Annotated in this window: 5 protein-coding genes and 1 CRISPR repeat array; all 5 genes read left to right on the top strand. The window is 34.8% G+C overall.

Annotation, left to right across the window (positions count from 1 at the left end; all coding sequences use genetic code 11):
- Positions 1-42: 42 nt before the first annotated feature.
- The 5 genes from ACN1CD_RS19205 to ACN1CD_RS19185 all read left to right on the top strand — a co-directional run bounded on the left by ACN1CD_RS19205 (position 43) and on the right by ACN1CD_RS19185 (position 13,391).
- Positions 43-492: a hypothetical protein gene (locus tag ACN1CD_RS19205; RefSeq protein WP_419132039.1), complete on the top strand. Its 450-nt coding sequence runs from the start codon at positions 43-45 to the stop codon at positions 490-492.
- Position 493: 1 nt separating this feature from the next.
- Entirely contained in the window at positions 494-1,522 is a 1,029-nt protein-coding gene (gene cas1, locus ACN1CD_RS19200; RefSeq protein WP_419132038.1) for a type II CRISPR-associated endonuclease Cas1, read from the top strand.
- A gap of 27 nt (positions 1,523-1,549) precedes the next feature.
- Entirely contained in the window at positions 1,550-1,855 is a 306-nt protein-coding gene (gene cas2, locus ACN1CD_RS19195; protein WP_419132037.1) for a CRISPR-associated endonuclease Cas2, read from the top strand.
- Between the two features lie 122 nt (positions 1,856-1,977).
- Positions 1,978-9,234: a CRISPR direct-repeat array (repeat unit 46 nt; unit sequence GTTGTTGTAAATATCAGTAGTTCAAAGAATGAAAGCAAATCACAAC).
- 255 nt (positions 9,235-9,489) lie between these two features.
- Entirely contained in the window at positions 9,490-11,496 is a 2,007-nt protein-coding gene (locus ACN1CD_RS19190) for a DUF3858 domain-containing protein (protein WP_419132036.1), read from the top strand.
- A complete protein-coding gene (locus ACN1CD_RS19185; protein WP_419132035.1) occupies positions 11,496-13,391 on the top strand; it encodes a DUF3857 domain-containing protein in 1,896 nt (631 codons plus the stop codon). The genes ACN1CD_RS19190 and ACN1CD_RS19185 overlap by 1 nt, the downstream gene beginning before the upstream one ends.
- The last annotated feature ends 9 nt before the right edge of the window (positions 13,392-13,400 follow it).

The following is a 13,400-nucleotide window of genomic DNA, read 5'->3' as shown; positions in this document are numbered from 1 at the left end:
TCTTTCTAGGTTTTTAATTTAAAACATTAAACCCCAACGCTCATGCCCTCACTACACTGGATCGGAAAAGAAAAGGTTATCAATCACCATCATGATGTACCTTTCAAAGTTTTAAATAAACACTATACCTTCAATGCTGATGAAGGAACAATGAATGGTTTTGAGACTACTGTAATATCTGCAGTTTCTGCATTGCAGAATATTGTTTTCTGGCATCGCAATTTAAGTAGAGGAAAAGGTTTTAATATCAATGGTTTTAAATCAAACCACTATCCTGACTTTATTTTATATACCAAATCTGAAAGAATTATCCTGCTGGAAACAAAAGGCGATGATAGAGATAATTCTGATAGTCAATCTAAATGCAGGTTAGGAAATAAATGGGCAGAATTGGCTGGTGAAAAATTTAACTACTTTATGGTCTTTGAACAAAACCAAATTGAAGGCGCTTTCAGTATAAATAAAGCGATTGAATTGATAAAGGAGCTATAAAATGATTAAAAGAACACTCCACTTTAGCAATCCGGCATACTTAAGTTTACAGAAAAACCAGTTGGCGATTGATTTACCGCATCTAAAATCTTTAGGTGAAAAGGAATCTAAAAAATCAATTCCGATTGAAGATATTGGCATTGTTATTTTAGATAACCAACAAATAACCATTACCCACGGCTGTATTGGTGCCTTATTAGAAAACAATGTGGCCATTATCACTTGTAACCAAAGTCGATTACCTACCGGTATGATGTTACCTATTGATGGCCACAATACGCAAAGCGAGCGTTTCCGTTATCAAATAGATGCTTCGCAACCCTTAAAAAAACAATTGTGGCAACAAACTACACAAGCTAAAATTTTAAATCAGGCTGCTGTACTTTTTTATAGAGGCATTGCATGCGATAACATGGTGCATTGGGCCAAATCAGTCCGTTCTGGAGATCCTGACAATTATGAAGGCAGGGCCGCAGCCTATTACTGGAAAAATGTATTTCCAAAAAAGTTAGATTTCTTTCGTGGCCGGGAGGGCGATCCACCCAATAATCTGCTTAATTACGGCTATGCAATTTTAAGGGCCATTGTTGCTCGTGGATTGGTTTGTTCTGGTCTGCTCCCTACCCTCGGCATTCATCATCGAAACAAATACAATGCTTACTGTCTAGCCGATGACATTATGGAGCCCTACCGACCTTATGTTGATGAAATTGTATTGGGCATTATAGATCGTGGCGAAAACTTTTTGGAGTTGGGAAGTTCTATCAAAACACAACTTTTAGGCATTGCTACTGTTGATGTACATTTCGATAAAAATAGAAGTCCGCTAATGGTTGGCCTACAAAGCACCACTTCATCTTTAGCCAAATGTTATGAAGGTACAGCCAGGAGAATTAATTATCCTTTAATGAAAAACTTTGAAGGCAAGCGCTCAGTTGCTTATGGTTTTTCTAGTGAACAGCCTAAAATGGTTGCGGAAGATCCTCCTATTTACAATAGTACAGAAACAACGGAAGAGTTGCCTTTTTAAATCATGCGTTTAAATGAGTATCGAATTTTGTGGATATTAGTTTTTTTCGATTTACCTACCGAAACCAAAAAAGAACGTAGTGTAGCCAGCAGATTTCGCAAGGATATTATGCGTGATGGATTTGCTATGTTTCAGTTTTCGATTTATTTGAGGCATTGCAATAGTAGAGAAAATGCTGATGTACACATTAAAAGAGTTAAAAAATTACTTCCAGAAAAAGGCCACGTTGGTATAATGACGGTTACCGATAAACAATTTGGTATGATGGAGTTATTTTATGGAAAGAAAGAAAAAGAGTTACCTGATACCCCACAACAGCTCGAATTATTCTAAAAATAACAATTTAGGATAATAGAAATACTTAGAATAAAAATCCTGATGCAATTACATCAGGATTTTTTTAATTCTAATTTTTGAACTAACCTACTGACGGATAGTTAATTGAACTAAGGTATGTTGTTGTAAATATCAGTAGTTCAAAGAATGAAAGCAAATCACAACACCGACCTTGAAGCTAGAGCCTGTGAACAGGTTGTTGTAAATATCAGTAGTTCAAAGAATGAAAGCAAATCACAACATTTGATGATGCTTTATATGCAGTCAAAAGTTGTTGTAAATATCAGTAGTTCAAAGAATGAAAGCAAATCACAACCGACAATTAAAGACTAACGAATAAAATTAAGTTGTTGTAAATATCAGTAGTTCAAAGAATGAAAGCAAATCACAACGTGAACCGGTACCACCGACACCAACTAAAGGTTGTTGTAAATATCAGTAGTTCAAAGAATGAAAGCAAATCACAACGTTGTTAGTTCCGGATATTGATTACTAAGAGTTGTTGTAAATATCAGTAGTTCAAAGAATGAAAGCAAATCACAACTAAGTACCAGTCGACATCATCATCAGGTTCGTTGTTGTAAATATCAGTAGTTCAAAGAATGAAAGCAAATCACAACCAAAGAAGTGCCAGTAATTTTGAACGAGCAGTTGTTGTAAATATCAGTAGTTCAAAGAATGAAAGCAAATCACAACGATTGAACTCAAGGTCTTCATTGAATTTAAGTTGTTGTAAATATCAGTAGTTCAAAGAATGAAAGCAAATCACAACTACCCGCTTGGCCGTTAAGTCTGCGGGCTAGTTGTTGTAAATATCAGTAGTTCAAAGAATGAAAGCAAATCACAACTAAATCACTCTCTAAATCGGTAGTAAGGAAGTTGTTGTAAATATCAGTAGTTCAAAGAATGAAAGCAAATCACAACCTACAAGCGGGTTTTATAAAGTACGGTTTAGTTGTTGTAAATATCAGTAGTTCAAAGAATGAAAGCAAATCACAACAAATATCTTTGCATACTATTAATACCATGAGTTGTTGTAAATATCAGTAGTTCAAAGAATGAAAGCAAATCACAACACACTGGCTACATACGTTATAGATAAGATTGTTGTTGTAAATATCAGTAGTTCAAAGAATGAAAGCAAATCACAACAGTTGCTCTGCTTTTATCAAACTTATCTCCGTTGTTGTAAATATCAGTAGTTCAAAGAATGAAAGCAAATCACAACTAAACAGTAGTCGCGTTCCAGACTGTCGTAGTTGTTGTAAATATCAGTAGTTCAAAGAATGAAAGCAAATCACAACAAGTCGTGCGTACTTCTTTCATAATTCGGCGTTGTTGTAAATATCAGTAGTTCAAAGAATGAAAGCAAATCACAACATGATGTTTGTTTCCCTGCGCTCTTGTACGGTTGTTGTAAATATCAGTAGTTCAAAGAATGAAAGCAAATCACAACACCTTTTCTGTAGAGAAACTCGAGTTCTCTGTTGTTGTAAATATCAGTAGTTCAAAGAATGAAAGCAAATCACAACTCGTCTATGTCTATCATTTTCCATATTTCGTTGTTGTAAATATCAGTAGTTCAAAGAATGAAAGCAAATCACAACCCATCTGCTATTTTCCATTGCCCCATGATTGTTGTTGTAAATATCAGTAGTTCAAAGAATGAAAGCAAATCACAACAGTTCTGATCGCATCTTTGAAAGATGAAAAGTTGTTGTAAATATCAGTAGTTCAAAGAATGAAAGCAAATCACAACATACCTGTTCCCATTAGTTTGCATGATTGAGTTGTTGTAAATATCAGTAGTTCAAAGAATGAAAGCAAATCACAACGCCTTCCAGGAAGATATTTGACACGGCCAGGTTGTTGTAAATATCAGTAGTTCAAAGAATGAAAGCAAATCACAACAATTGTACCACTTCTGTCTCCTTTGGCTTGTTGTTGTAAATATCAGTAGTTCAAAGAATGAAAGCAAATCACAACTAATTACCTCCTCTTTTGTCATTACATTAAGTTGTTGTAAATATCAGTAGTTCAAAGAATGAAAGCAAATCACAACACAATCCTAACTTTAGCAACGTTCGGCAAAGTTGTTGTAAATATCAGTAGTTCAAAGAATGAAAGCAAATCACAACCCATCTGCAAAGCTAACATACTCTAAAAATGTTGTTGTAAATATCAGTAGTTCAAAGAATGAAAGCAAATCACAACTCCAAAGTTTAAAACCGTCATTTCCTTAAGGTTGTTGTAAATATCAGTAGTTCAAAGAATGAAAGCAAATCACAACTGTGAGTTGTTCGTTTTCAGACAGTTTTTTGTTGTTGTAAATATCAGTAGTTCAAAGAATGAAAGCAAATCACAACCAAAGTTGGAGGAGAGAGAGCCAACGTTATGTTGTTGTAAATATCAGTAGTTCAAAGAATGAAAGCAAATCACAACAAGAATACAACGTTTTATTTGTTCCGGTATGTTGTTGTAAATATCAGTAGTTCAAAGAATGAAAGCAAATCACAACAAAGCCACAGCGGAACGTTTAAAGGCTGGGGTTGTTGTAAATATCAGTAGTTCAAAGAATGAAAGCAAATCACAACAATCCATTGGACGCTCAAAAAGAATGGAGCGTTGTTGTAAATATCAGTAGTTCAAAGAATGAAAGCAAATCACAACACACAGGAATTGCATACCTTAGAACCCCCAGTTGTTGTAAATATCAGTAGTTCAAAGAATGAAAGCAAATCACAACCGTTTCCCAATAAGTTGTGTAATGCCGTTAGTTGTTGTAAATATCAGTAGTTCAAAGAATGAAAGCAAATCACAACTAAGTAAGTAGTTTTGTTCGCTGTTATTTTGTTGTTGTAAATATCAGTAGTTCAAAGAATGAAAGCAAATCACAACGAAGCAAATCAATACAATAAACTCAATAAGGTTGTTGTAAATATCAGTAGTTCAAAGAATGAAAGCAAATCACAACATGGATCTATTGAATGAATTAGAGTTTGATGTTGTTGTAAATATCAGTAGTTCAAAGAATGAAAGCAAATCACAACATCTCGCTATAAATGTAAGAGAACAAGTAGGTTGTTGTAAATATCAGTAGTTCAAAGAATGAAAGCAAATCACAACAAAGAGTTAAGAACGAGATAGAGGCCAACGGTTGTTGTAAATATCAGTAGTTCAAAGAATGAAAGCAAATCACAACCGAGCCGTATAAGTTTATTAAATCGTCGCCGTTGTTGTAAATATCAGTAGTTCAAAGAATGAAAGCAAATCACAACACCCGGGACGTACGGGTTTTATACCAGTAGTTGTTGTAAATATCAGTAGTTCAAAGAATGAAAGCAAATCACAACCAAAGAGCTATAACTTTATTAATGAGTCACGTTGTTGTAAATATCAGTAGTTCAAAGAATGAAAGCAAATCACAACGGATACACAGATATTCTAAGTAAACACCAGGTTGTTGTAAATATCAGTAGTTCAAAGAATGAAAGCAAATCACAACCCATCATCGTTCATTTTGTTATCTAAACCAGTTGTTGTAAATATCAGTAGTTCAAAGAATGAAAGCAAATCACAACACCTTAACTATGGTTTGATAATTGCCTTAGTTGTTGTAAATATCAGTAGTTCAAAGAATGAAAGCAAATCACAACTGAGCGAGCCTGTTGCTTGCACAAATCCTTCGTTGTTGTAAATATCAGTAGTTCAAAGAATGAAAGCAAATCACAACCTCAAGGCGGCGAAACTTTACCAAGTGTAAGTTGTTGTAAATATCAGTAGTTCAAAGAATGAAAGCAAATCACAACCATACGCTGAACCTTGATCAGTTTAAAAAGGTTGTTGTAAATATCAGTAGTTCAAAGAATGAAAGCAAATCACAACACCCTAATGCAGGTAATGTTCAAATTGTCGGTTGTTGTAAATATCAGTAGTTCAAAGAATGAAAGCAAATCACAACTATTTAAAAAAGCCGGTGATCACCAGTAAAGTTGTTGTAAATATCAGTAGTTCAAAGAATGAAAGCAAATCACAACCATGTCAATCATTTTCATTAGCAGGTAAAAGTTGTTGTAAATATCAGTAGTTCAAAGAATGAAAGCAAATCACAACCCTTCAGTTGGTGATCATCTTGAAAACAAAGTTGTTGTAAATATCAGTAGTTCAAAGAATGAAAGCAAATCACAACTCTGCAAGCTGCTGTTGATAAAGCGTTTCGTTGTTGTAAATATCAGTAGTTCAAAGAATGAAAGCAAATCACAACCCGGAAAGATGGGGATATTGTTAAGAATCGGTTGTTGTAAATATCAGTAGTTCAAAGAATGAAAGCAAATCACAACGAGTAGGCCCAACGGGTGAGGTTGGCACCAGTTGTTGTAAATATCAGTAGTTCAAAGAATGAAAGCAAATCACAACAGTTTGCTTATCGAACTTTTTAAAACGAGGGTTGTTGTAAATATCAGTAGTTCAAAGAATGAAAGCAAATCACAACAGGGAAATCGTTAATGTTAGATTCCAGAAAGTTGTTGTAAATATCAGTAGTTCAAAGAATGAAAGCAAATCACAACTATCCGCTTCCAGTGCAGCCGCCCGCTGGTGTTGTTGTAAATATCAGTAGTTCAAAGAATGAAAGCAAATCACAACGATTCCGTATATGATTTCTTTGCCTACTTCGTTGTTGTAAATATCAGTAGTTCAAAGAATGAAAGCAAATCACAACGAACGAAGAGTGTATGATTTCAAATTAAATGTTGTTGTAAATATCAGTAGTTCAAAGAATGAAAGCAAATCACAACGGTCAAGTAACTATCAATGATGCAAGAATTGTTGTTGTAAATATCAGTAGTTCAAAGAATGAAAGCAAATCACAACGCTGAAGGTGCTCAAGCTAAGGTTGATGCAGTTGTTGTAAATATCAGTAGTTCAAAGAATGAAAGCAAATCACAACCATAGACGTTTTTATAAAAACCTTTTGCAAGTTGTTGTAAATATCAGTAGTTCAAAGAATGAAAGCAAATCACAACATCCAGGAGTGAACACGGGTATCGGAATTTGTTGTTGTAAATATCAGTAGTTCAAAGAATGAAAGCAAATCACAACAGATCCTGCTCCATTGAATTTACTTACTTGTTGTTGTAAATATCAGTAGTTCAAAGAATGAAAGCAAATCACAACGGAAAAGGTATAGAGGAAAAACAATCAACGGTTGTTGTAAATATCAGTAGTTCAAAGAATGAAAGCAAATCACAACCACCAATCAGGGTGGATTATGGGATTCAAGGTTGTTGTAAATATCAGTAGTTCAAAGAATGAAAGCAAATCACAACGGATGGTTGATGAAGCTATACATCTGTTCGTTGTTGTAAATATCAGTAGTTCAAAGAATGAAAGCAAATCACAACCGAAGCCGAATTGATCATGATCGGTAAAATGTTGTTGTAAATATCAGTAGTTCAAAGAATGAAAGCAAATCACAACTACAGCGAATAAGGTTCGCCATGAGATTAAGTTGTTGTAAATATCAGTAGTTCAAAGAATGAAAGCAAATCACAACGCAGTTTTAAAAGATTGATAGCCAGGAAAGGTTGTTGTAAATATCAGTAGTTCAAAGAATGAAAGCAAATCACAACGCGGTGCTTGAATGTAAAACAGTTGCGTCTGTTGTTGTAAATATCAGTAGTTCAAAGAATGAAAGCAAATCACAACACAAACCGATATTACGGTTATGCAAAACGCGTTGTTGTAAATATCAGTAGTTCAAAGAATGAAAGCAAATCACAACGGCGATTCAGACCCGACTCGCGGCTCGTTTGTTGTTGTAAATATCAGTAGTTCAAAGAATGAAAGCAAATCACAACCTTTCGATGCCGACAAAACAATCATAGTTAGTTGTTGTAAATATCAGTAGTTCAAAGAATGAAAGCAAATCACAACTTGCTCTCTCGGCTCGTTATACATTGCTATGTTGTTGTAAATATCAGTAGTTCAAAGAATGAAAGCAAATCACAACAACCAAGGGTAGTATTTGGTAACTTTTGCGTTGTTGTAAATATCAGTAGTTCAAAGAATGAAAGCAAATCACAACTTGAACGATAAAAGGTTCATCAACATCAACGTTGTTGTAAATATCAGTAGTTCAAAGAATGAAAGCAAATCACAACGAGTTATCGTAGTTGTAGTCGTTGTACGAAGTTGTTGTAAATATCAGTAGTTCAAAGAATGAAAGCAAATCACAACGCGGTGAAAAGATCACATTGGAGCAGGCTGGTTGTTGTAAATATCAGTAGTTCAAAGAATGAAAGCAAATCACAACCCGTTTCCTATAATAGCGTAATTTGTTGACGTTGTTGTAAATATCAGTAGTTCAAAGAATGAAAGCAAATCACAACTATGTAGGATCTCCAGGCGTTTACCCAAACGTTGTTGTAAATATCAGTAGTTCAAAGAATGAAAGCAAATCACAACGACGGAGGGCAAAGCGGAGGTAAAAAAATAGTTGTTGTAAATATCAGTAGTTCAAAGAATGAAAGCAAATCACAACCATTAACAAAACATCTTTCTCGTCTAGCTGTTGTTGTAAATATCAGTAGTTCAAAGAATGAAAGCAAATCACAACCAGTAATTTCTTGCAACCCTAAGTACCAATGTTGTTGTAAATATCAGTAGTTCAAAGAATGAAAGCAAATCACAACTATACCGGTAAAATGAGTACGGGAAGCAATGTTGTTGTAAATATCAGTAGTTCAAAGAATGAAAGCAAATCACAACTTCTAACTGTTTTAACGCGTCGAACCTGGCGTTGTTGTAAATATCAGTAGTTCAAAGAATGAAAGCAAATCACAACTATTTTCCGAGGGAACCGCCCCGGCTCGGTGTTGTTGTAAATATCAGTAGTTCAAAGAATGAAAGCAAATCACAACGGCGGTCAAGGATCGGCACCAGCACCAGACGTTGTTGTAAATATCAGTAGTTCAAAGAATGAAAGCAAATCACAACTCTCAAACATTACCAAAATCCAAATACCTTGTTGTTGTAAATATCAGTAGTTCAAAGAATGAAAGCAAATCACAACGTTGGCCTTATCGAAGAAATCGGCCGCCGTGTTGTTGTAAATATCAGTAGTTCAAAGAATGAAAGCAAATCACAACCCAGCACACCGTTAACGCCGTACTTAATCAGTTGTTGTAAATATCAGTAGTTCAAAGAATGAAAGCAAATCACAACAAAAAGGTTGTGAATGCTTTGATTGCCAGCGTTGTTGTAAATATCAGTAGTTCAAAGAATGAAAGCAAATCACAACCATTTACCATCTACAGACTGCTTAGGAGTAGTTGTTGTAAATATTAGTAGTTCAAAGAATGAAAGCAAATCACAACTGGGCATCGACTTACAACCAGCGCCAGGGCATTGTTGTAAATATCAGTAGTTCGGCAGCATTCAAGCAAATCACAACGCAATACCCTAGAAGATATTGAAAGAGATGGTTGAGTTCAAAGAATGAATCAATCTCCCTATTTAAACATCATTCTTCATCAGCAAAAAAAATCTTGATTTCGATATAATAAATATTACAAAATTTATAAATATTGAATAGATAGTTTTATAATTGTAATACCAAACAAAAAAAATAAATGCAGAAAATCGCCCTCAAATTTCTGACCCTCGTGCTGTGCATTGGGGTTTCGACTATTTATGCGCAAACTACACCAACAGTAAAAAGAGAATTTAAGTTCGGCAAAATCAGCCCGGCAGAATTCGAAACGAAAGCAACAGGAAGAGACTCCTCCGCTTCTGCAATAAAATTATTCGATGTTGGCGATTGTTATTTCGAATATAGTCCAACCGGAAGCGGCTTCAATTATGTTTATGAAAGGCACATTCGTTATAAAATTTTAAATAAAAGCGGCTACGATCTTGCGAATTATCATGTTCGATTATATAGACAAAGCAGTCAGGCAAAAGAAGATTTAAATTATATGGATGCCGCAACTTATAATATGGTTGATGGTAAAATGGTCGTCAGTAAATTAAACAAAGACGCTAAGTTTACAGAAGAGCTTGATAAAAATTACCTCATCAAAAAATTTGCATTGCCAAATGTAAAAGAAGGATCAATCATCGAATTCAAATACAAAATAAAATCTGATTTTATTTTCACTCTTCGTGGCTGGAAATTTCAGAGTGATATCCCTACACTATGGTCAGAATACAATGTTAAAATACCAGAATACTTTAACTATAAACACAATACCAGCGGCTATTATAAGATCAGTCATACGTTACACCAATCGATAAATGCAAATTATGTAGCTGGTTTACCCTCTTCAGCCACTTACGACAAATATGTTGTTGAAAATGCACCTGCATTGAAAGATGAGCCTTTCGTAACCACAATGGACGACTATATTCCAAAAATTGCTTTCGAATTAAGGGGAACAAACTTCCCACAAGATGTTTACCGGGATTATAATGGCTCATGGGATAAAATTATTACTGGTTTAAATGAAGATGAAAACTTCGGCTTTTTCATCAATAAAAACAGTTATGCAAAATCAGTTCTACCAGGAATTCTGAAAACAGAAAAGGATACATTAGCGATCATCAATTCCATTTTTACCTATGTAAAAAACAACATCAAATGGAATAAAGAACATTCAGTTTATACCTCTCAACTAAGTCCTAAAAGTGTTTTCGAGAAAAAAACCGGGTCGTCTGCAGATATTAATTTATCCTTATTAAGTTTACTTAAGGAAGCGAAGATTACCGCTTACCCCGTATTGATTAGCACGCGAGATAATGGCGAACATCCTGGTTACCCCGTAATTTCCAGTTTCAATAATGTGGTTTTGGTTACCCAAATCGATAGTACAGTTTACTTCCTCGATGCCATAAACAAAGATTTGCCTGTTGGTATGTTAAGTGATGAGAATCTCAACCACCAGGGCTTCTATGTAAATTTAAAAAAACTGACAGGGAACTGGATTTCGACTGAACCAACTTCTCTAAATGAAAAAGTATATGCCTACAGCTTAAATTTAGACAAAGAAAATAAACTATCAGGTCAAATAAATCAATATTCTAAAGGTTATGTTGCACTTAGTCTTCGCGAAAAGTATCGCAGCACAAATAATGATTCAGAATTTGTAAAAAACTTTAAAAAAGACAAAACAGGTTTAGAAGTTAAAAACTATAAAATCCAAAACCTGGATGATTTGGGCGGACTGCTAACAGAATCTATGGATGTTGCCATCGAAGATAATGTAGAAGAAGCAGGCAACCTGATTTACTTCACTCCTCTCTTATTTGAACGCACCAAAGAGAATTTGTTTAAGCATGAAGAGCGAAAATTCCCTGTAGATTTTGCTTTCCCGTTTAAGGAAACTTATCGGATAACACTAAACTTCCCTGAAGAATATGAGGTTGATAAATTGCCAAAAGGCGGCAACTATAAACTGCCAGATGAAAAAGGAAGTTTCTTAATTACCTACCTTACAGAAGGGAAAACGCTAATGGTTAGAAGTATCATTACCGTAAATAAATCGCTCTACACCTCTGATGAATACTTTGATCTAAAAGAATTATTCAAAACTATTGTAGAAAAACAGGCTGAACAAATTGTATTTAAAAGGAAATCGTAATGAAATACCTATTCACCATATTTTTATTTGGCGCATGTTTTAGCAAAGTTTTTGCCCAAGGCGTATATGATGTTGCCAAAATACCAGACGATTTAAAAAAGGATGCAATCGCTGTAGTGCGTAACGAGGAGCAGTTTTTCGATATTAAAACCATTGGCAGTGCCCAATATGACTATAAAGTAGCCATCACTATTTTGAATAAAGCAGGTGATGAACTTGCCGAAATGAACGAAATTTATGATAAGTTCATGATCATTTCAAATATTAAGGCTACTATTTACGATGCGACCGGAAAGAAAATTAAAGATTACAAATCATCCGATATTAAAGATCAAAGCTTAACATCCAATTCCTCTATTTATGAAGAGAATAGAATGAAATCGATAAACTTCGTTTCACTGAGCTACCCTTACACTATAGAATACAGTTTCACTAAAGAATTTAAAGGCCTGCTATACTTTCCCTCCTGGCGGGATTTAATGGGTTTTGGTATTTCAGTTGAAAAATCGAGTTACACCATTCAAAAAAACAAATCCTATCAGCTTCGCTACCTCACGAGCGTAAATCTTAAAACAGATTCAATTGCTATCGGAGACAAAATTCAGTATAAATGGAAAAGCCAAAATGTTCCCGCGTTGGTAAGCGAGCCATTAAGCACTGGGATTGATAATGTAGCCAGCTGGGTAAAAGCATCGCCAAATGATTTTGAGTATGATGGCTCGAAAGGAAATTTCAATAACTGGAAAACTTTCGGAGCCTGGATGTATGGATTAAACGAAGGTGGAAATAAGTTGCCAGAAACAGCAAAGGCAATTGTTCAGCAACTGATTAAAGATGCTAAAACACCAAAAGATAAAATCAGGATTCTTTATGATCATTTACAACAAAACACACGCTATGTAAGTGTTCAGTTAGGAATCGGAGGCTTTAGACCTATTTTAGCAGAGAAAGTTGCCCAGGTGAACTATGGCGATTGCAAAGCACTTTCCAATTACATGAAAGCGCTGCTCAATGAAGCTGGAATTTCGTCTAATCTGATCGTAATTGGAAATGGAATGCCGAGCCTTAATGCTAATTATTCAAGCATGGGGCAAGCGAATCACATGATTTTATGTGTGCCACTAGAAAAGGATACCACCTTTTTAGAATGTACCAGTCAATATGACCCAATGGGATTTATTGGATACAGCAATGCAGACCGAAACGTATTAATGGTAACTGATCATGGTGGAAAAATAATCCGCACACCTGTATATAGTCCTAAAGATAACTACCAAATCAGAAAAGCAACCATTAATCTTGCTGATGATGGCACTGCACTTTTATCGCTAAAGTCTACCTATGCAAATGCTCAATTTGAAGAAAATCTAGGTATGATGCTACTTGAACCCAGCGAGCAACGGAAACAAATTATTGGCGGCACTAAGGTTCCAGTTGCGGAGCTAACAAGTTTTAGTTATAAGCAACCAGACAAAACCAAACCCGTTATTAATGAAGAATTAAATTTTAAAAGCGGTCAGCTCTACACTAAATCTGGCGATAAGATCTTTCTAACCATCAATCAAATTAATCGTAAAGAAAGTGTTCCACCAAAGGTAGAAAATAGAAAAACTTATTTTGCTGTTCCTTATGGTTACAGTGATGAGGATGAAATCAATTTCACACTTCCGAAAGGCTACACTGTAGAATTTCTTCCTAAGGATATTCAAATCGTTTCAGAATTTGGAACTTACACGGCCAAGTTTACCACAAAAGATAATGCAATTACTTATGTACGTACGCAAAGTATGACCAACAAAAAATATCCACCAGAAAAATACAATGCGTATGTAGATTTTTATAAAAAAATATACCAGGCAGATAAACAGAAAGCAGTTTTAAACAAAGTTTTATAGTTTTACCAA

Origin of the sequence: Pedobacter sp. N23S346, from assembly GCF_048515415.1 — a bacterium.
Lineage (GTDB): Bacteria > Bacteroidota > Bacteroidia > Sphingobacteriales > Sphingobacteriaceae > Pedobacter.
Note: the sequence above shows the minus strand (reverse complement) of the source record. Positions and strands in the feature narration are given on the sequence as shown.